This is a genomic window from Gorillibacterium timonense, assembly GCF_001457415.1.
GTDB classification, from domain to species: domain Bacteria; phylum Bacillota; class Bacilli; order Paenibacillales; family NBRC-103111; genus Gorillibacterium; species Gorillibacterium timonense.
The window spans coordinates 387,406-408,435 of sequence record NZ_LN881723.1; the positions used below are offsets into that span (position 1 = coordinate 387,406).

Below are 21,030 nucleotides of genomic sequence, written 5' to 3' on the forward strand. Positions count from 1 at the left end.
AATTGCGGAGAATGCACAACAAGATCCATCATGAGCGCGGCATCGGCGATCTCGGATTCGAAGAGATCTTCATCCTAAAATTCGATTGAACAGATCCACAATCCACCCGATCACCGCGGAAAAGAACGCCCGAACCGCCTCACCGAGCTTGTTGCCAAGTCGGTTGAGAAACGAATCGGATGAGCCGTTCGCCCCGCTGGTCGGCTCTCCCCAATTCACTTGCTCCGCTCCGACTCCGACGGGCACCGGACGAATCGTTCCGGCTTGCGGGTCACGATAGCCTGAGGCCGTCGCCGTTTGTTCAGACTTCCCCACTGAAGCAGAGCCTGCCGTGTCCATTCGGCTCGTGCCGGTATTCGAACGGGTTCCAAGCTCCTGCGGGCTTCCGTTCAACCCGCTCGCGCCTCCCGATTGGCTCCCGTCTGCCTGCGGCCAGTAGGAGCGGTGCACCGCCGCAGGGTTCTCCCCCTGCTGCTTCGCCGCCTGATCAATTCCGAAGAAGACCCCGAAGCCGACTAGGAAGAGGATCCAGCCTGTTTTCCATGCCCTTCGCATTCGTCAGCCCTCCTTGCCGCTGGAAGCTTGCGGGGCGTCTGCCTTCAAGGCTCCGTTCGCCAGCTCCGCGATCACCTCTGCGAGAATATCCGCCGTCCGGTAGCATTCCTCCAGAGAGTTATAGGGGCCGCCGATCTCGACCAGCACGCTATTATCCGCCAGCGTCTGGTTGTACTCGGCGTTTCCTTCATGCGGAGTTTTACCCCAGATGCCCCGGGAGAGACCCGGCATGCGGTTCTCCAACAGCTCATGGATTTGAGCTGCAAAGGCTTCGTTCTTTTGCCAGTGAGGGTTCCGCTGACCGATGATAAAGTAAATTTGAGCATACGCTTTGCCGTTGATGGTCGCTGTCGTCTTGCTTCTCTTCAAGGAATCGCGATGGACGTCGAAGACGAACTTGATTTCCGGGTGTGCGGCGAAAGCCTCTTTGACCGTCTTGTTGGAATATTTATAGGAATAGAGATAATTGAAGTTTTTGACTACGCTCGTGTAATCCGTGTTGTAGTTGACCGCGCCCACTCCGCGCTTCTCCAGCTGTGCGGCGAGCCGATCACCGACTAGCGTTACGTTGGTCTTGGCGCTGTAGGCCTTGTCCGGGTCTGTCACATTATTGAGGTTGGGTAGATAAGATTCGCGGTTGTGGGAGGAGTAGATCAAAACAATCTTTTCGTCCGTAGAATGGCCGGCCTTAGGTGTAGCAGCAGGCTTCGGGGAAGAAGCTTTCTCTCCTGTTGGCTGCGGCGTCGAATCCGGCTCAGGATGGTCTGACGGCGAAGGACTCTGAGCGGCGGCGTTCGGGTCAGGAAACCCCGGGTCTGTGCCTTTTCCTGTGTTTTCGGAGGGGGTGTAGTCTTCCGGGCCGCTGAAGTCGTCTCCGGTTCCCGCTGGTTTGCGCAGGAGGATGGCTTTATCGGCATTCAACCCCGGAACCTCCCGGGCGAGGAACGTCCGCGGGTCCTTCAGATTGACGTCCGTCAGCAGCCGGAAAGCGAAGCTGAACATGCTCGATTCGCTGAAGGAGGAGGATTCAGGGTCCTTTTGCAGATGAGGAATCTCAAGTCCCATGGCATCTATGAAAAAGGCGTTCGAAATCGCGGCGGCCCAGCCCTTCATGGGAGAAACGGGAGCGCGGTCCAGCTTGCTGTTGGCGAAAGCGGCCAGACCGATTAAGAGAAAAAGCAAAAAGGTGCACAGGACGAGAGTTCCCATCGTTCTTAGCATAGCGGTGGCGCGCTGCCAAAGCTTGCGAATTTTGCTGAGGTCGAGGGTTAAGGAAGTCCATTTCATTTGAGGTATCCTCCGATCGCGAGTTTCAGGAAGAGTCCGAATTTCCCGTTTACTAGACTCTATGAATCTCTTCTATCGAATAGAACCGCAAAAAAAGACGCCTCCTCCGTTCATCACCCAAATTGAGAGAGTGCGGAGCAAGGCGTCTACGCGTGCAGGGCTAACGCTAGATTTTACAGGCGGTTCAAGAAGTTTGCTTCCTTCGATTGCTCCGACAGAGCTTGGATCAATTGCCAGCGATCTGCTCCCCCGGCTCGCTAACAAATTGGCCGTTTAGGTAACTGTTGATCGTTCCGGGCACATCCTTCAGGGTGGGTACCGTAAAATACGCGCCTTCCGGCTTCACGGTCAGTTCCACGATGTTATAGTCCCATTCCCGGATCGCGGGGACGTAGATCGCTTTGATTCCCCGTTCCAAAGCGGGGAGGATATCGGTTCGAAGAGAGTTGCCGACCATCCACGACCGGGACCGGTCAAATTGGTTGTCGCGCAGAATGGCTTCGAGCGCGTCGGAATTTTTGTGCTGGCGGATGAAGATGCGATCTCCGAAGAAATCGCCGAGCCTCAGAGTTTCCACCTTCCGTTTCTGTATGGATTCAACGCCTCCGGTGTACAGAAACAGCTCATGTCCCTCATCGCGAAGCCGGGTCAGTGTCTCCACCATATCCGGATAAGGCTCTACATTCCGGTCATAAACCGAACGTCCGAGCTGAAGGAGCCCTTCGGCTTCCTCTTCGCTTTCGGGCCTCCCCGTCATTTTCGAAAAATAGCGGTACGTCTCAACCAAGGAAATCGGAAAATGATCCTCCGTGAAGCCGAGCTCGGTCACCCCGAGCGTATCGATCTCATACTGCTTATCCTTGACGGCGCCGGCCGCTATCTTATAAGAGGCGAACCAAGTCGTGAGCTGATCGCTAAACTGATCAATGACCATATCGAAATAAATATTGCAATGGCTAAGCGTGTCGTCCATGTCAAACAGAATGAGCTGCGGGTTCATGTCCGCGCCCCCCTCTCTATCCCAAGCACCTGTGAATGAGGGCAGGTTATTTTCTCCTGACTATATCAAAATGCTATCCAAAAAAAAAGAGCAGGAAGCGGAACTCGGCGCTGAGCCCCGCGTGATTCTCACAGGTTCAGTGCCGCGAGCAGCCGACGACATCTTCAGGCTCAGACGGTCGGCCGTTCCTCTTCCTGGCTGCGAAAGGAGGCATCAGTGGGTATACGCGGCCACATTATCGGAATCCACGGCGGCATGGAGAGCCGCATTGAGCCCGCTGGCAATGATATTCGCGATGTCTTCGATGAACTGGTCGATCTCCTTCGGCGTAACCAGAAGATCCTGGCCGATCGGGTCCAGCACTTCCTTCACGAGTTGAAGCCTCTCCTGATCCGATAGCTTGTCCAGCATGCCGAGAATTTTGTCCGAGCTCTGCGTCTGCTTGCGGAAATGAGCCGCCATGAGGTCGATGCTGTTGTCCACGATGGTGGACGCGTACACGACGGTCGGCACTCCGATCGCGATGGTGGGAACACCGAGAATCTCCTTGGTCAACCCCTTGCGTTTGTTGCCGATGCCTGAACCCGGGTGAACCCCGGTGTCCGCGATCTGAATCGTCGTATTCACCCGGTCCAGGGAGCGCGACGCCAACGCGTCTATCGCGATGATCAGATCGGGTTTCGTCTTCTCGACGATCCCCTGGACGATCTCGCTGCTTTCGATTCCGGTCGTCCCAAGGACTCCAGGCGCAATGGCGCTGACCTCCCGGTAGCCGTATTCCACCTGCCCCGGCATCAGCTCGAAATAATGGCGGGTGACGAGAACATTCTCCACCACGATGGGGCCGAGCGCGTCCGCCGTCACATTCCAGTTTCCGAGGCCGATGATGAGCACCTTCGCATCCGGATCGATGCCGATCCGCTTCAGGAAATCGCCGAACTCGCCGGCGAACCGGGTTGCGACGAGATCCTGCAGAGCGGAGTCCTTGCGGCGCAGTCCCGGAACCTCCAGGGTGACATAATGACCCGGAAGCTTCCCGATGGAACGGCCCGCCTCCTCGGTACGGATATCCAGGATCGTCGTTTTGATGCCGTCCTGCTCATGAACCTCCTTCTCCACGCCTGGCACCGGATCGCCTCTGCGGAGCGAAGCCAGCTCGTTCGCTTCCAGAGCTAGGTCGGTGCTGCCCGAATAAATCGGATCGGTTTCCATGAAGCTCCCTCCCTTTTATGCATGTCATTAGTGTGCGAAGAAGGAGGGGAGTTATACCTGTTAGAAGCCATTGTCATCTCCATTCCAGGTCTTGCTTTTTCATATGGGCCATGATAAAATATTTAAAGTTGTCAGCCATATGGAAATGGTATGGTTTTTCGAGTAGGAGGTGAACGTGATGCCGAACATTAAATCCGCTATTAAACGCGTGAAGACGAATGATTCCCGCCGTCTGCGCAACGCTTCCCAAAAGTCCGCCCTGCGTACGGCCATCAAGACTTTTGAGAACACCGCCAGCACCGGTAATGTGGAATCCACCAAAGAAGCTTTGGTACAGGCGACGAAGAAGATCGATAAAGCTGCTACGAAGGGCTTGATCCATAAAAACACCGCCAACCGCAAAAAATCCCGCTTGGCCAAGAAACTGAACGCTCTCAGCACTCAAGCGTAAGCTTCTTTCAAACGGTACGGACCGCCCTCGGGCGGTCCGTTTGCGTATACGGAGAATTCTCCTTTTATCGGAATTGCTGATCACACGCTGCTGCTTTGTCAGCATCCCGAATTCCTATTCCTTACGCCATGACACGGAACCTTACTCATCCAAAAGGAAAAGGAGCGGACAAATGCCGCTCCCTCCATGAATGCGATCGGTTACCTTTAAGGTTATCAAGCCGCCAGTTTCAACAGCAACAGCTCCAGACCCAGCACTTTGTCGGTTCTCCCCGTCTTCATCGCGTAATCCAGATCCGCAATCTCCGTTAGGATTCCCTTCAATTGCTCCGTATTGTACGCTCGCCCTTGCTCCGCTGCCAGCTTGACCGGGTATGGATGGGAGCCGATGTGAGCAGCGGTCTGCTGCTGAGAATATCCTTGCGCATACAGATCCTTGACCTGCAGAATCAGCCGAAATTGACGAGCCATTAGCATGACCAGCTTGATCGGCTCCTCCTTCTGCTTGAGCAGCTCATGAAGCTGATCCATGGCTTTGTCCAGCCTTCGGCTGACGATATCCTCCATGAGAAGAAAGACATTTTGCTCCACGCTTCGGGGGACGAGCATCTCCACGGTTTCCAGGGTGATCATCGAATCGCTTCCGGCAAATAATTCGAGCTTAGCCAACTCGGAATCCATCGCTTGCAATTGGCCGCCTGTGTACAGCACAAACCGATCAAGAGCGGGACGCTCAAACCCGATCCCCCGCTTCTGAGCTCTCCGTTCTACCCATCCGGGCAATTCCTCGGCGGATAAGGGTGTAAAGGCCTTAACCAGCTTCTTTTCTTTTAAAGCCTTGACCAGCTTCTTCCGTTCGTCCAGCTTCTCCGCATCGACGGTAAAGATCAACTGGGTATGAGGGGCAGGCGCCCCTAAATAAGCGAGCAGCAAATCCGTCCGGTGCTCCACCTTCGACGGATCCTTTGCACCGGTTAAGAATATCGCATTCGCCGCGATGACGATTTTCCGTTCCGCCATGAACGGAATCGTCTCCGCTTCCTCTAGAACGGCGTCAAGAGGCGTCTCCGCCAGATCGTACCGGATAAGTGCAAAATCGCGAAGCTCGGGATCGATCGTTTGATCAATCTGCCGGTTCAGGAACTCCTCCCGAAGAAATTTCTCCGTACCGTAACACACCAGCACAGGGCTAACGTCCGCCATAACCGCACCTCCACATAAGTACGATCATTATAACACAAAGAAACGGCGCGCCGCCTTGTGGCAGTACGCCGTCCCTTTATATAAACACCCTGCTTAAGGCTCTAGAAACCCTCGCATAGGCGATTATACGCCTTGTACATCCGTTACAGTAGCATATGCAGAGGGCTTATCCGAAATGCATCGCCGATTTATTTCTTTAGCTCTTTTTTGAGCGCCAAATCGATCATGTATTCGTAGAGATCTCCGTCGCTTCTCTTCACCACGTACAGAAGCTGATAGTTGTTTGCCCATTCGGTCAACTGCACCGTATCCCCGTCTTCCCATTGAACAGGTGAACCAAAAACAATCGTTCCACTCGTGTCACGGATCGTAACCCGCTGATTCTCCACCGAGGCCAGGTACTTGTCATTGGGAGAGGCCAGCCGAGACAAATCCACGTTGCTGCTCAGTAGCACGCCGCTGCTGTAGTTGGATAGGCCGGATTTCGCTGCATCCAGCGTGTCGTCCTTCGAAATCTCGACCGGTTTGACAAAGGCTCCGGTTCCACTTGTAGGCGTCTCCGGAAGTTTGGTTTCCGGTACAAGACCGGTAATCGAATGCTCGCCGCTGCCGGAATCAGGAGTGCTGCTGCTTTCCTCCGGGGCGGTTGCGATGGATGATGTCAATCCCCGATCGGGAGCAGCGGCTTGTTCGGTCGAAGCGCTTCGCTTGGCATCGCTCCCGTTAAAAGCAGCTTGACCGAATTGATCTTGTGCGCGGAGAGAATCTGCCGCCGGGTGCGAATCCGCCGTATTCGGAGTCATCAGCTTCGATTTCGCCTCTGAACCCTCATCCGGAGACGGGCTTGCCATTTTATCGGCGAGCATGGTTTTCTCAGGTTGTTGGGGGTTCACATCCCCCGCTTCGGGAGCTCCGCTTCCGATTTGTCCTCCTACGGAAGGTGCCCCGGCATCGATGGCGGTGTTCTCCGCGCCGGAGTGCATACCGGAGTAATAGGACTGGAAGAGAAACACGCCAAGAATGAGCGCCGCTGCAGCCGTCCCGCCATACATCACGCGAGGAAGAAGCTTGCGGCGATCCTTGCGGGCTGCGGTTTGACGGCCGCCGGGAACCGAGGTGAATACGGGCTTCTCCGGCAGCGGCTCATCCAATATGGGCAGAATGGAATCGACGATGCTATAGGGCGGGCGAACATCCGGCAATGCCTCCAGCCCTTCGGATAGCTGCTGCAGACGCTCGAACATCGCCGCACATTCGGGGCAGTGACTGAAATGCGAAACCATGGTCTGCTGTTCCATTTCGGTAAGGTCATGATCCAAATATCTCTGCATGAGTTCCATCACTTCCGAACAACTCATCCCCGAACACCACCCTTCTGATAATCTTGGAGTAAATGCTGCAATTGCTGTCTCGCCCGGAACAAGTAGGATTTGACCGTATTGATCGGCAAATTCAACGAATCCGCGATCTCGGCATAGCTAAAGTCCTGGAGATAGCGAAGCACGACAACCGTCCGGTGCTGAACCGGCAGCTTGTCGATGGCCTCGACAATATCCTTGGAGGCGAACGTCGCAAGAACCTCGTCCTCGACGAATTGCCCCGACGGAAAGACCATCTCGTGCTCGTCAATGGAGACCGAGGGCTTGGTCCGTCTAAATTTATCGATGCAGATGTTGGTTACGATCCGCTGCACCCATGTTTTGAACATGGCGCGCTCTTCGTACGTCCCGATCTTCTGGTAGATGCGGATCAAGGCTTCCTGAGAGGCGTCCATGGCATCCTGTTCATTGTTTAAGATGTAAAAGGCCGTCTTATAGACATGCGGCTCGATTTCCCGCAAAAGAGTGACGAGTGAATCACGGTCTCCCGCTTGTGCCGCCTTGATGGTTTCAGGCGCTACCACGGAGGTCCCCCTCTCTTGCAACCTCTCAGACGGAGCGTACAGTCAAAAGGTTGCAGGTTCTAAGAAAAAGTGTCGATCCAATCATTGGATTGTTCGATAAGAAAAGTCATGAAATCCGGACAACCCTAAATAAGGGCGCACGGGCCCCTCTTCCTATTTCTCCGCCGAAAGCCGATTCCCTGCCTTCGCGGTCACATTTTCCAATGGATATGCGAGTCTACTTCAATTCTCCACCCAGCTTCGACTCGATTCGCAGTCCCTTGCGGGTCACCTTCATGCGGATTTCCCCTTGCAGATCGGTCCGCAGGACTTCCGCCTGGGCGATTTGCAACCGCTTCAGTGTCTCCTCAGAGGGATGCCCGTACCGGTTGTTCTTACCCGCGGAGATGACGGCATAACGGGGATGCCAATAAGAGAGCCAACTCACCCCTGTCGAATTCTTGCTGCCATGGTGAGCGACCTTTAAAACATCGATTCCGAGTAACGATCCATGCGGCAGGGTCTCCCCCTCCAGTAAGGAACGCTCGGTGGTCTGGCCCATGTCTCCGGTGAAGAGAAACCGGCTGTCAAACATCGTCAGTTGAAAGACGAGGGAAATCTCGTTCTGCTCTGCAGCTTCCGCCAAAACATCTGCTTCTCTATTTGGACTTAGAAAGAGAAGCTCCGTATCGGAATCAGGAATAAACCGGGTCCCCGCCCTCGCCTGCAGGAGCGGAATTCCCTTCCGGGCGGCTGTACGAAAGAACCGTTCCGCGCTGCTACTCTCTTTTAGGGTACCATTAAATACGATCCGATGCACCGTCAGTTGCTCCAAAAGCGCTTGAAGGCCCCCGAAATGATCATCATCCAGATGGGTGACGATGAGGGTATCGATCGTCCCGATCCCTCTTTTCTTCAAGAGGGGTACCAGGAGCTTTCTTCCGACCTCATAAGGGTCGCGGCGTTCCTTCCACTCTTCTCCGGACTTGCGAAAGAGGACGGTTCCGCCGCCGTCGATCAACAGGTTCCGGTGTCCAGGGGTGCGGATGAGAATCGAGTCTCCCTGACCAACGTCGAGGAAGGAAATCGTGCCTATCGCACCGGATCTCTCCTCTTGCGGGACGCAGCCGAAAACGAGCAGAAGGACGAGCAGAACCCCGGAAACATTTCGGACGCGCGATAGGCTGAGCCCGTTCACCTTTTCCCCGATCCAACGCCGTTCGGGCAAATCAAGCCCCAGCTTTCTCCGTGATTTTGCGTCCTTTGCTTTCGCCGCTGTGAGTAGCAGGATTCCTCCGCAGCCGTAATACAGCGGAATCCACCAGGCGGGTGGAGACGGCCAAACGACCCGGAACTGGGGGAATCCGTTCATCCAAGCAATAATACCGAACGTAACCCGGTTTATGGCAGATACCGGCCAGGCCAGCAGCTTCGCAGCTTGTGGATGAGCAAGCGCCGCCAGCATCGCCAGAGTCCCTCCGGGAGTCACTATGAAACTGACGAGTGAGACGAGTAAAAGGTTTGCTGCCAAGGACAGAAGAGAGACTTGATTGAAATAAAAAACAGTGAGCGGAAAGGAGACCAATTGGGCGACTAAGGCGACGGACAACGATCCGTTCAGCATAAGCGGCTTGACCGGCAGGAGGCGGGACATCGCGGGAACGCCGAGGATCAGGCCCGCCGTGACGAGAAAGGACAGCTGGAACCCAACATCCAGTGCATAGAACGGGTTCCACAGCAGCATGGCGATGGCGGCTAGACACACCAAATGGAGCCCATCTTTCAAGCGATTCTTCCGGGCGGCATAGAGAGCCAGCATCGCCATCAAGCCTGCGCGAAGGATAGATGGAGCCGCGCCGGTCAGAAGAACGTAGAACGGAAGAAGCCCCATCACGATCAGGCTGCCGGTTTCCTTCGGGATGCGAAGCAAGCCGAACAGCCACAAAAAAGCAGCGACAAACACGGCGACATGGAGGCCAGAAATCGCGAGAAGATGCGTCAGGCCAAGCTCGGAGAACTGCTCGTACTGCTCGGGATCGATGCCGTCTGTAATCCCGAGGATGAGCCCGCTCATATACCCGGCTTGATCCTCCGGAAAGGCAGCGGCAACCGCCAGAGCAAGCTTTTCCCGCAGGGCATCGACACTTCTAAGCAAGGTCGTGAGGGAGAATGCGGACGAAGCATGCTCCTCCCGCTCGATTCCATCGACTCCCTTCACGCTGAGCAGGAAATGAACATGCTGGCGGCGCAAGTACTCTCGGTAATCAAAACCTCCAAAGTTGCGCGCTGGCTCCGGGCGAAGCAGCTCGCCCGACAAGCGTAAGAGATCGCCCCGTTTCCATGAAGCTGCGGATGCTTGCTCCTCCTGATGAAGCAGACGCACCGTCACCCGCAATTTCTCGCTACCTTGGTAAACGGGGTAATTCGCAAGATCCACCCTCGACGCTTCTAAATAGAAGGTAGCCCGATCTCCATCCACATCGACGGGCGCGAGGATAACGCCGGTCACATCTGCATACCCCTCCACCTGATCATAAGCCCCTGCTAACGGCAGCTTCGTCTCATTGCGAGAGTCGGTCCAACTGTAATAGAAGCAGGAGGACAACGCGAGCAGCAGAAGCGGATAAGCCTTGCGGGCGATCCCGCCGCCAATGCCTCGATTACGAGATACATTCGTTCCCCCATTCGGAGCGAGCGCCGAATAAACCGCTGTTCCGACGAGAATGAGCAAGGAAACCAGCAGCAAAAAGCCTGAAGCGGGAATCGGTCCAACCGAAATGGCAGTGGTATAGCCCCCAAGTAAGGCCATTGTTCCTCTGACGAGCCGACTTTTCAAGCGGTCTGGTCTCCCTTCTTTCCCTCATATAAAAAGATAACCCCGCCATCCATCAGGCGGGGTTCTTCCTCCGAATTGCCGATATGCGATTTAGGCGGTATGGGTCGCTAGGCGCTGCATAAGCTTCAATTGACAATTTCCGTGAGGGTATTCTCCGGCGGTTCATACACGTTCAACTGGCGAAAGACGATCCCTCTCGCCTGCATCAATTGAAGCACCTTCTCGTTATCCTTGGGATAAGGCCGATGGTAGACGATTTCCTTGATCCCGCTGTTCGCCAGCATGTTTGCGCAAGTCCAGCACGGCTGGTCGGTGACATACACGGTCGAGCCTTCCCGGTCGATTCGGTCGGTGAAGAGCAGCAGGTTTTGCTCCGCATGGATGGTACGGATGCAGCGCTGCTTCTTGACGACCTTCTCCTGCCCGTCGATCACCTGCACCTCGTATTCCTCCGTAAGCATGCAGCCGGCTTCATTGCAATCCGGTACTCCCATCGGGGCACCGTTGTAGGCGGAGCCGAGCAGCTTCTTCCCCTGCACCAGCACGGCACCGACATGCCTGCGCGGGCATTGGGAACGAGTTGAAGCCATGAAGGCGATATCCATAAAGTAGGTATCCCAATCTTTTTTGATTGCCATGTGCGCCTCCTGTGGGCCAAGCCTCGAATTTGTGCCTATTTTCTCACACCTAGGGAGAAAAGGGAAGGATTTAGCGGCCCGCTGCGCTTGGAATCATCGAATCACCGTAATCCGGTCTTTGAAGGACTCATACGTTTTCTCCCCAATACCCTTCACCTCGGTGATCTCGCTCGCGGAGCGGAAGCCGCCATGTTGCTCTCGGTACTGGAGGATCGCCTTCGCCTTCGTTTCTCCGATACGGGGAAGCTCCATCAATTCCTCCAAGGTAGCCGTGTTCAGATCCAGCAAACCCGATGCACGGGTTTCCGCCGCAACCGGTGCGGCGCTGGGTTCGGATGGCGCTGGGATGATGCCTCCTGCAGCTGAGGCGACATCCGTTTGATCCGTTGGTCTCGTTGCCGGAGCGGACCCGCTGGTTGGGACGGTGCCGGTATTCACCTCTGTCGCCTGCGACGGAGCGGCTTCCGCAGGCTTCTGCTCGGATTCCGAGCTCCTAAGCGGAGAAGTGCTCACAGCTGCTTTCGCGGCTGGTTCCGTCGCCGGTTCTGTCTCCTGATCCTGTAGGGATGCGCTCGGTTTGGTCACCTTCGGCTCCACGTGTAACGCCGCTTCCACCTGTTCGTTCATCCGGGATAAGCCGCTCGCCTGCTCCGGCTCCCGTTCCGTTAAGCGCCCCAGCATGAATCCGCCTCCCGTAAGCATCAGCGCGATGAACGCAAGCACGATCCGCTTGCGGTATTGGAGGATCATCATTCCCATATCCGCTTCATCCTCTCCCTTAAAATTCGTTCACCTGAACTTCGTTCCTTACTCGAACAAGAAAACACCGCCTCCATTCACCGTTATCGATGAACAGAGGCGGTGCTTCCGCCGACCATTTTTCCATTTCTTCCACTATAACCCTTCCACTTTCATTAGGCAAGTCCAATTCCCCGGCCGCCCTTTCTCGATTCGTACAGGAATACAATCGCCGCTGCCTGCATAGAGTGAAGGGAACTTTTATATTCCGTTCCGGGCTCCTTGCACGGATAAGGAGGGATTCACGTGTTGACAGGCTTTATCGGTACCGGAAGTATGGGGAGCATTCTCATCGAAGCTTTCATCCGCTCGGGTGCCCTGCGTCCGGAAGAGATTGTAGCTGCCAACCGCACTCCCGCCAAAGCCGAACAGCTTGCGTTACGATTTCCCGGGTTGCGGTCGGCAAGCAGTGCCGTGGAAGTCGCGGCCGACAGCGACATCCTCTTTCTGTGCGTAAAACCGGGAGACTTTCCCGCTCTGCTAAAGGTGATCGCTCCGCTATGCCGGGAGGACCAGCTCATCGTATCCATCACCAGTCCCGTCATGCTGAGCCAATTGGAAGAGCGCTTGCCCGGCAAGATCATCAAGGTCATCCCGAGCGTAACCAACTATGTGCTGAGCGGCGCAGCGCTATGCATCTACGGAAGCCGCGTCCGGCCCGAAGATAAAGCGCGTCTGGAACAGCTGCTCGCCCCGATCAGCCGCCCGCTCGAGGTGAGCGAGGAGCATACTCGGATCAGCTCCGACTTATCCAGCTGCGGTCCGGCGTTTCTCTCCTTCCTGCTCGCCAAGCTGGTTGATGCCGCTGTCGAGATCGCAGCCATCAACCGCTCCGAAGCGGAGCGGATGGCCAGCGAGATGCTGCTCGGGACAGGGATGCTGCTGACTGCGGGCGGAATGTCCCCAGAGGACGTCATCAAGCGAGTTGCAGTTCCCGGAGGAATAACCGAAGAGGCGCTCCGCTTGCTCGAAAAGGAGCTCGGGAGCACCTTCACCCGCCTGATCGGAAGCACCCATGCCAAGTTCCGCGAGGATGCGGAGAAGGTGGCGGAGCTGTTCGAGCGCGGATAAGCCTTACCGTCATGAAAAAGGGAAGAGCAAAGCCTCCTGACGGCTCGCTCTTCCCTTTTTCTCGATTTCGTTTGGACAAGCGCGGTACGTTATCTTACTCTTGCACGACCCCGGAACCGCTGACCCATCACAGCGCATTCAGCGCTGCGTACGATTATTTCACCACAATATTGACCAGCTTGCCTTTGACCGCAATCACCTTGACGACCGTCTTGCCCGCCGTTACCTCCTGCACCTTGGGCAGCGCCATCGCCGCTTCCTGCATGGCTTGCTGGTCGAGATTGGCGGCGATCTTCACGCGGTCGGCGATCTTGCCGTTCACTTGCACGACGATTTCCACTTCATCGTCTACCGTCAGCGCTTCCTCATAAGCCGGCCATGCGACATAGGTGATCGAGCCCGTATGCCCGAGCTGCTCCCACAGCTCTTCCGCGATATGAGGAGCAAGCGGCGAAAGCAGCTGCACGAAGTTCTCCATCGCCTGACGCGGCAGAGATTCGGTCTTGTAGGCTTCATTGACGAAGATCATGAGCTGGCTGATCGCGGTATTGAAGCGGAGCGCTTCATAATCCTCGGTGATCTTCTTGATCGAACGGTGCCAAACCCGCTTAAAGTCAGCCGACGTGCCCGAAGCATCAGCTGAAATTTTCGGATTCAGCTTGCCGTCCTCCTGGACGAACAGCCGCCAGATGCGATTCAGGAAGCGATAGGCGCCTTCCACTCCGGTTTCGCTCCAAGGCTTCGTGGCTTCGAGCGGTCCCATGAACATTTCATAAATGCGCAGCGTATCCGCGCCGTACTTGTTCACGATATCATCCGGATTAATGACATTGCCGCGGGATTTGCTCATCTTCTCGTTGTTGCCGCCGAGAATCATCCCTTGGTTGACGAGTTTCTGGAACGGCTCCTTGGTCGAGACGTACCCGAGGTCGTACAGCACCTTGTGCCAGAAGCGAGCGTACAGCAGGTGAAGCACAGCGTGCTCGACTCCGCCGATGTAGAGATCGACCGGAAGCCACTTCTTCTGCAGCTCCGGCGAACAGAATTCCTTGTCATTGTGCGGATCGATGTAGCGCAGGTAGTACCAGCAGCTTCCCGCCCATTGAGGCATCGTGTTCGTCTCCCGGCGGGCCTTCATGCCGGTCTCCGGATCGACCGTGTTGACCCAGTCCGCCACGTTGGCAAGCGGCGACTCGCCGGTTCCGGACGGCTTCACCGAGTCTACGTTCGGAAGCATGAGCGGCAGTTCCTCCACAGGAACGGTCTTCATCGTGCCATCCTCCAGATGGAGAATCGGGATCGGCTCGCCCCAATACCGCTGACGGCTGAAGAGCCAGTCGCGGAGGCGATAGGTCGTTTTGCCCTGTCCCTTGCCGTTCTCCTCCAGCCAGGCGATCATCTTGGCGATGGCCGCTTCATTGGTCAACCCGTCAAGGAAGCCCGAGTTCACATGCTCCCCGTCGCCGGAATAGGCCCCTTTGGAGAGGTCTCCGCCCTTCACCACTTCCTTCACCGGAAGGTTGAAGTTCACGGCGAATTCGTAGTCGCGTTCATCGTGGCCCGGAACCGCCATGATCGCACCGGTTCCATAACCGGCAAGCACATAATCGGCGATCCAGATCGGCGTCCGTTCTCCGCTGACCGGGTTGATGGCATACGCTCCGGTAAAGACGCCCGTCTTCTCCTTCGCCAAATCTGTGCGCTCCAGGTCGCTTTTGCGCGCCGCGTTCTCCCGATACAGCTCGACCGAGGCTTGCTGCTCCGGAGTCGTGATCGCGTCCACATAGTCATGCTCGGGAGCAAGCACGCAGTAGGTTGCGCCATACAGGGTATCCGGCCGCGTGGTGAAGACGGTGAGCATCATGTCCTCGTGGCCTTCGATGGGGAAGCGGACTTCAGCTCCCGTCGATTTGCCGATCCAGTTGCGCTGCATATCCTTGATGCTCTCGGACCAGTCCAGCTCCTCCAGATCTTCCAGAAGACGCTCGGCGTATTCCGTGATGCGGAGCACCCATTGGCGCATGGGCTTGCGGATGACCGGATGTCCGCCGCGTTCGCTCTTGCCGTCGATGACCTCTTCATTGGCCAGCACCGTGCCGAGAGCCGGGCACCAGTTGACAGGGACTTCATCCACGTAAGCGAGTCCCTTGTTATAGAGCTGGATGAAGATCCATTGCGTCCACTTGTAATAACCGGGATCTGTCGTACTGATCTCGCGGTCCCAGTCGTAGGAGAAGCCCAGCGATTTGATCTGCCGCCGGAAGGTATCGATGTTCTTCTTGGTAAAATCTCGCGGATCGTTGCCCGTGTCGATGGCGTATTGCTCCGCCGGAAGGCCGAAAGCATCCCAGCCCATCGGATGAAGCACGTTGAAGCCGCGCATCCGTTTGTAGCGGGACACGATATCCGTTGCCGTATAGCCCTCCGGATGCCCGACATGCAGGCCGGCTCCCGAAGGATACGGGAACATATCGAGCGCGTAGAACTTCGGCTTCTCGCTGTTTTCTGCCACTTTAAAGGTTTTGGCTTCGTCCCAATACTTCTGCCACTTCGGCTCCATCGTCTGGGGTTGATAGCTTACGGCACCCGCTGGTGCACCGGTGCCCTGTTCCGTCTGTTTGGTCTCCTGGGTCATTATTGAATCCTCCTCAGCTCGTTCGATCATGCCTCCCGACGATACGCCTGCCTGTTTCTATGCAGATTAGGGCGAGTCGTCAAGAATGAATAGATGGTTGGAATAAGCTCGTATGCAAGGCTCAGAAAATCTGAGCATGAAAAAACCTCCCGCCCCAGCATCAAGCTAGGGACGAGAGGTTGAATTCCCGCGGTACCACCCTAGTTAACCGGCCACAGTCGCTCCGGCTCACTTTGCACACCCTTAACGCGGGCGAAACGGTCAGGCTATTCCGGGCGCTAGAAGGGCCCTGTCCGGCATCGCTGCCAAGCTCTCGGCCTGTCTCCAACCGGGTTCACCTTTCGGCTCAAAGGGGAGTTCATCCGCTGCGCTTACCGGGTCTCACCCTTCCGGCTCTCTGGGAAAGCGTCATCCGAATTACTGGTCCTAATCAAAGCCTTGTTGCAGACATTATAGGAATTCTTTGATGAATTGTCAAGAATCGTCCGCATTCGCCCAAGCGGTTGATCCGCGTGAGAACCCCTTCATTCCCCTCTCTCGATCTTCGGAGGGTGGCTGTCTTTCCTATATATCGAGTTATACACGGATGTGCCGGAGTTGAACCAGCCAGCGCCCGATCCGTTTGCGGATGGCCCCGCGTTCATCCGTCTTCAGGCGAAGCTGCAGTCGAGTCGCAATCGCTTCCGCCGTTTCTTCCAGGGTGAGCAAGTCGGTTTCGAGATGATCGGCGAACAGGTCACTCCCCAAAGCCTCGATGCAGCGGTCGATCTGGTGGGCGGGCCATGATTTCGCTCCGTCTCCCCGGTTTTTTAGCCGTTTCTGCAAGGTTTCCCGGGACGCCAGCAGCGTGACATGATGGACCTCGGCCCCTTCCTTCCGCAACCGGCCTACCGTCTCCCAGAAATAAAGCGGCTCCGTGAGGGTCATCGGCACGAGGATCACTCCCTTGAACGAGCGGTTCAGGTAGGAGAGAGTCGAATAGGTGACCTCGCGCCACATCGGATAATCCTGAAAGTCCTCCTCCGCCGCCTGCTTCGGAATCATCTTTTGCAGAAAATACCCCGCCACCTCCGGATCGTAGACCATCGAACCGGGCAGTCTCCTTTTCAATTCGTAGGCGGTCTGTGTTTTCCCAGAGCCGAAGGCCCTGTTTATCCAGATGATCATGACCCGATTCCTCCCTTTTTAAGCTGACAGCGCACTAGCTGTTTTCCATCTGCAAGAATCGTTTGTTCATCTCCGCAATGCTGCGAATGTACGTGCATTTTTTTCGCCAGTGAAGCAGACGATTCGCCCGGTACGTTCGAATATCCCGATTGAGCACGAGCGCCGGAATGCCCAGCTTCTCCGCTCCCTCGCAGTTGCCCGGATGATCATCCACGAAAAGAGCGAGCTCGGCGGGAACTCCCAGTTCCTCTAGAGCTGCGCAGTACATAGCCGGATCGGGCTTCGCGGTCCCTAGCTGCGACGAGATGATGAAGGAGGAGAAATAGGGCCGCAGCCCGGCTTCCTCATACACCCTCTCCAGAGAGGGCCAGGCGTCGGATACGACTGCAAGCTTAACCTGCGTGCTCAAGCGGGGAATCCAGGTTAGGACCTCCGGGTAAAACCGGTATTTATGAGAATTGTTGACCAGATCGTAGGCAATGGCATTAATGGCCGCTTCACCTAGCTCCAGCTCCGGGAGCCGATTGGCGAGCAAGCGGTAAAATTGAACCGAATAAGCAAATTCCTCCGCCTCTGTTCGGATCAAAAGATGCTGATCTAGGTAAGCATAAGCTTGCCGAAACGCTTCCTTTCGTCTACTGGCGGATATCGATAGAAAGAGCGGCTTGTTCACGAATTCGAAAAACCGTGGCGGAATATGCCAGTGGCCGGATGCGGGTTCGTTCAGGACTCGACCGGAATCGAACAGAATCGCTTGGTACTTCTTGCGTTCCACGTTCATCGGCTCACTCCTTCGCCGCGCGCCAATTGGCCAGATTCCACGACTGCCAGCCTTGCTGATTCGAAGCGCGGGCCTCATGCTTCATTTCGGTTACGGTTTGGAGCAGGCCCTCTACATCGGGATGCTTCTCTTGAAATCGGGAAAGCGCAGGATAGGCATCGGAGGATAAGGTTCCGAGATAAGATACATCGATCTTTCCGGTGCGTTCATACCGATCGCAGTTGTTCTTCGCGATGAGAGCATCCAGATTGGCATAGTTCATTAGGATGTACGCGACTAGCGAAATCGCGAAGAACAGCTTCGGAAGCGAAAAGCTCTCCCGCCAGATTCTCACAAGTGCGGTGATGAGCAGAGCTCCCAGATAGAGCATAAAGCCGTGAACCAGCAGTCGGAGAAGCGTATATCCATAAGCATCCTCATAAAGGGACAAGCGTGTATAGGCAGAGCCGAGCATGACGAGGGTACAGCCCACGAGCAAACTGAGCAGCACCTTGCGCAGCCGATCGAGACCCGCGCTTCCCGGGCGAACTACGTGAAGGCCGATCAACAGAATGCCCAGGTTGATCAGAGCTACCAGCACCAGCTGAGCGAAGCCCTGCCGGGCATAATCCGCATAATTGACGCCGTCCGGAAGCAGCCCTTGCGCCGCTCCAAACAGGTAGGTGAACTGGACGAAGGCAAACAGCACATACAAAGCGTTCATGCACACCAGGAAAGTAGCTGCGGCCAGCGGATCGAGCCGGAACGGCTCGGACAGCCGTGCCCCTGGTCTTGGTTTAAGCGGATCTGCGGACAGCTCCCCGCTATGTACCGTTTGGAGCTCTCGATCCATTCGATTATGCGAATCACCCAACCGATCCACAACAAGCGCCCATAAAAAGCAGAACGTATATAGAGCGATGACCAAAGCGAATAGAAGCCGGGCAATCCCTTCGCCTATCGAGATCTTTTGCAAGGTGTCTGGAATCCAGCTGATCCAGGAGAGAAAAATACGGTCAGCAGAAGCCAGCAACAGGAGCGAGATGAACAGAACCGGCAAGGCCATGAGGATTCCAAGTGCGACAGGGCGCAGCCGCTTCGCGGTTGGACTATCCAGCTTCTTGACCTTCAGGCGGTCCGATAGGAGCCGGAACGGAACCGGAAGCCGCTCCAAGGGAGCGCCAACGCCCGCATAGGCAATCGCTCCGATCCAGCCGCCGGTTTCTCTGCGCGGGGCTGTTCCCTGCCTCATAAGAATCGGGTGTAGCACGAGAAGCACGGAGAGTGCGGGAACATTGAGCACCCGGAACAACTCGTTGTCATAAAACAGGTAAGGCAATGTCAGCAAGGCCACGAAGATCAGCGGCGCATAGAGCAGAATTGGATGGCTCTTAAGCGGCTCTCCTCGTTCGGTCTTTCCCTTGCTGAAGCAAAGAAACAATCCGTAGTAAGAGGTAACCATAACCGGCACCGATGCGCCTAAGGTTTGGTCGACTAACAGGTATTGGATCAAAGCTCCAAACAGCAGGACAAGCAGACCCCAGAGCGGGGCTTCTTCTTTGTGCAAGGATAGATCGTTCAAGGGATGCACCCTCCTTAACCGAATTTGATCGTTGTGTCCTCTCTCTTTTCATTGTATCCTCAAAAATAAGAAGAAAAAGTGCAAGTTTTAAACTGGAAATTTCATATTAATGATTTAAAGGAGCGTGTAACCCGTCCCATGAAGCTGCGCAAGCAATTCGGAGAGCTTCGAAGCCGTTTTCAATCGGTTCCGGAGCATACTCCGCTGGAAATTACCACGGCAGAGCTGGCGGAAATGCTGCAATGCACCCCGCGTACGATGATCACTCTCCTGCAGAGGATGCAGGAGGAAGGCTGGCTGAGCTGGGTGCCAAAGAGAGGGCGGGCGAACCGGTCGGAGCTCGTCTTTACCGTTCCGCTTCAACGGGTCATTCTGGAAGAAGCCGAGGAACTGGTGGAAAAGAACAATATGCAGGCGGCGTTGGAGCTGCTCCGCTCCACAGAGATGGGGCCGGGGTCCCTCACCCAGGAATGGCTGGCTCGGCAGTTTGGCGTCCAAACCGTGCGGGACGGACACCGCCGCTCCGACATGCTGCGTTTCCCGCTGCCGCAAATCATCCATACGCTCGACCCGGCGAAGATTCTCTTCTCGGGAGAGTCCCATCTGGTTCAACAGCTGTTCGACGGGCTCGTTCGCTCGGACAGCAAGGGCGGCCTACACCCTCATGCAGCTCACGCTTGGGAGGCGGATTCCGGGCGGACCCAGTGGACCTTTTACCTGCGCAAAGGCATTCGGTTTCAGCATGGCCGGGAGCTCACGTCCGAGGATGTCCGCTATACGCTGGATAGACTCATCCGCCTCGCTCCCCACGGGTTATTCAGCTGGGTTTATCGCGGGATCGAAAAGATGGAAACGCCCGATGAATATACCGTGCGAATCAAGCTGGATCGGCCGAACGAGCTGTTTCCCGCTTTTCTTGCCAGCAGCCGTGCTTCGCTTGTACCAAAGGATCTATGCGAGGAGCTCGGAGACCAATTCGGTCAGCATCCGACCGGAACAGGACCGTACCGGCTTGCCGAGCGATATGGGGATGTCTGGAGCCTGGTGGCATTCGAGGATTATTTTCAGGGGAGGGGGTTCTTGGATCGGATCGAAGTCTGGACCTTCTCGGAAGAAAAGCTGCGACTCCAGTCGGTACCGGCGCCTTCCTTTCAGCTCATGCACAATGTCCGCCTGCCCGAGAGAGAAGCCGGAAGCTGGCAGGAAATCCGCCAAACCGGCATGACCTGCAAGTTTCTGACGGTGCCGCACAAGCCGGAAGGTGTCCTGACGGATCCGGTGCTCCGCGCCGCATTCAACCGGCTGCTGAACCGGGAGCTGCTGCTCGAACGGCTCTCGGGTGACGTCGTGGACAGCGTGGACAGCTTCTGGCCGGTGCGAACCATCGGGGAAGCGAATGCCGTTTGTCGGGAGGAAGGGAATGCATGTGGCTCGGAGGACCCGAAGCTCGGTATGGAACCTGGCCTGCCCCCGCTGAAGCTGATCACGATTCCGGAATATGAGAAGGACGCCAAGCTCATCCGTGAGGTTTGCGCCGAAGTCGGCGTTTCCATAGAGCTAGAGTTGCTTTCAGCAGAAGATTTCAATAGCGAGAAACGGCTCACCGCCGATCTTCTCTTGTTTGCCGTAACCCTGGATGAACAACGAGAACTCCGGCTGATCGACCTGTTCACAAGCATCCGCCAGCATGCGGATCACGAGCTCGGACGAGAAATGACAAGTTTGATGAACGAGATTCGCTGCGAGGTGGACCCGGAGATCCGCATTGATCTCTTTCTGGAGATCGAGGAGCTTCTGGACCAAAGCCACACCCTTTTGTTTCTCTATCGAAAAAGCCTCAAAACCGCCTTTCATCCGTCCATTCGCGGAGTCTCCCTGGAATCCCTGGGCTGGGTCCGGTTCCGCGACATCTGGTTTACGGATAAGAAGGACTGGCTTTGAGGCTGCTCGGATG

General features: G+C 55.9%; 17 protein-coding genes. 3 read left to right on the top strand and 14 right to left on the bottom strand.

From position 1 onward, the window contains the following. Positions 1–69 precede the first annotated feature (69 nt). From BN2684_RS09595 to gpr, 4 genes are all read right to left on the bottom strand, one after another. Entirely contained in the window at positions 70–555 is a 486-nt protein-coding gene (locus BN2684_RS09595; protein ID WP_058301953.1) for a hypothetical protein, read from the bottom strand. A gap of 3 nt (positions 556–558) precedes the next feature. Beyond that, entirely contained in the window at positions 559–1,842 is a 1,284-nt protein-coding gene (locus tag BN2684_RS09600) for a stage II sporulation protein P (protein ID WP_058301954.1), read from the bottom strand. Positions 1,843–2,068: 226 nt separating this feature from the next. Continuing rightward, positions 2,069–2,842 (bottom strand): HAD family hydrolase, encoded by a 774-nt coding sequence (locus BN2684_RS09605; RefSeq protein WP_058301955.1) that lies wholly within the window; start codon positions 2,840–2,842, stop codon positions 2,069–2,071. A gap of 213 nt (positions 2,843–3,055) precedes the next feature. Continuing rightward, a complete protein-coding gene (gpr, locus tag BN2684_RS09610; protein WP_058301956.1) occupies positions 3,056–4,054 on the bottom strand; it encodes a GPR endopeptidase in 999 nt (332 codons plus the stop codon). A gap of 178 nt (positions 4,055–4,232) precedes the next feature. Here gpr and rpsT point away from each other — a divergent pair, with 178 nt between their 5' ends. Further along, positions 4,233–4,505: a 30S ribosomal protein S20 gene (rpsT, locus tag BN2684_RS09615; RefSeq protein WP_058301957.1), complete on the top strand. Its 273-nt coding sequence runs from the start codon at positions 4,233–4,235 to the stop codon at positions 4,503–4,505. A 215-nt stretch (positions 4,506–4,720) separates the two neighbouring features. Here rpsT and holA read toward each other — a convergent pair whose 3' ends face one another. The 6 genes from holA to BN2684_RS09645 all read right to left on the bottom strand — a co-directional run bounded on the left by holA (position 4,721) and on the right by BN2684_RS09645 (position 11,822). Then, complete coding sequence (holA, locus tag BN2684_RS09620) at positions 4,721–5,707, bottom strand: DNA polymerase III subunit delta (protein ID WP_058301958.1); 987 nt, start codon at positions 5,705–5,707, stop codon at positions 4,721–4,723. Between the two features lie 188 nt (positions 5,708–5,895). Continuing rightward, a complete protein-coding gene (locus BN2684_RS09625) occupies positions 5,896–7,065 on the bottom strand; it encodes a zf-HC2 domain-containing protein (RefSeq protein ID WP_058301959.1) in 1,170 nt (389 codons plus the stop codon). After that, positions 7,062–7,610, bottom strand: coding sequence for an RNA polymerase sigma factor (locus BN2684_RS09630; protein ID WP_058301960.1), 549 nt, complete (start codon positions 7,608–7,610; stop codon positions 7,062–7,064). Before BN2684_RS09630 ends, BN2684_RS09625 begins: the two co-directional genes overlap by 4 nt. A gap of 217 nt (positions 7,611–7,827) precedes the next feature. Then, a complete protein-coding gene (locus tag BN2684_RS09635) occupies positions 7,828–10,425 on the bottom strand; it encodes a ComEC/Rec2 family competence protein (protein ID WP_058301961.1) in 2,598 nt (865 codons plus the stop codon). Between the two features lie 125 nt (positions 10,426–10,550). Then, a complete protein-coding gene (locus BN2684_RS09640; protein WP_058301962.1) occupies positions 10,551–11,063 on the bottom strand; it encodes a deoxycytidylate deaminase in 513 nt (170 codons plus the stop codon). 93 nt (positions 11,064–11,156) lie between these two features. After that, complete coding sequence (locus BN2684_RS09645) at positions 11,157–11,822, bottom strand: ComEA family DNA-binding protein (RefSeq protein ID WP_058301963.1); 666 nt, start codon at positions 11,820–11,822, stop codon at positions 11,157–11,159. A gap of 285 nt (positions 11,823–12,107) precedes the next feature. On the opposite strand from BN2684_RS09645, the gene comER reads away from it, so the two are divergent. Then, positions 12,108–12,932 (top strand): late competence protein ComER, encoded by an 825-nt coding sequence (gene comER, locus BN2684_RS09650; protein WP_108722186.1) that lies wholly within the window; start codon positions 12,108–12,110, stop codon positions 12,930–12,932. A 154-nt stretch (positions 12,933–13,086) separates the two neighbouring features. Here comER and leuS read toward each other — a convergent pair whose 3' ends face one another. From leuS to BN2684_RS09670, 4 genes are all read right to left on the bottom strand, one after another. Beyond that, positions 13,087–15,567 carry a leucine--tRNA ligase gene (gene leuS / locus BN2684_RS09655; RefSeq protein WP_058301964.1) on the bottom strand — a complete coding sequence of 827 codons (2,481 nt, stop codon included), beginning with the start codon at positions 15,565–15,567 and terminating at the stop codon, positions 13,087–13,089. A 576-nt stretch (positions 15,568–16,143) separates the two neighbouring features. Next, positions 16,144–16,734 (bottom strand): AAA family ATPase, encoded by a 591-nt coding sequence (locus BN2684_RS09660; RefSeq protein WP_058301965.1) that lies wholly within the window; start codon positions 16,732–16,734, stop codon positions 16,144–16,146. 34 nt (positions 16,735–16,768) lie between these two features. Beyond that, complete coding sequence (locus BN2684_RS09665) at positions 16,769–17,515, bottom strand: HAD family hydrolase (RefSeq protein WP_058301966.1); 747 nt, start codon at positions 17,513–17,515, stop codon at positions 16,769–16,771. A 4-nt stretch (positions 17,516–17,519) separates the two neighbouring features. Then, entirely contained in the window at positions 17,520–19,076 is a 1,557-nt protein-coding gene (locus BN2684_RS09670) for a DUF4153 domain-containing protein (protein ID WP_058301967.1), read from the bottom strand. 138 nt (positions 19,077–19,214) lie between these two features. Between BN2684_RS09670 and BN2684_RS09675 the strand changes: the two genes are divergently transcribed. Continuing rightward, on the top strand, positions 19,215–21,017 hold the full coding sequence (locus BN2684_RS09675; RefSeq protein WP_058301968.1) for an ABC transporter substrate-binding protein: 1,803 nt from the start codon (positions 19,215–19,217) through the stop codon (positions 21,015–21,017). Positions 21,018–21,030: the final 13 nt, after the last annotated feature.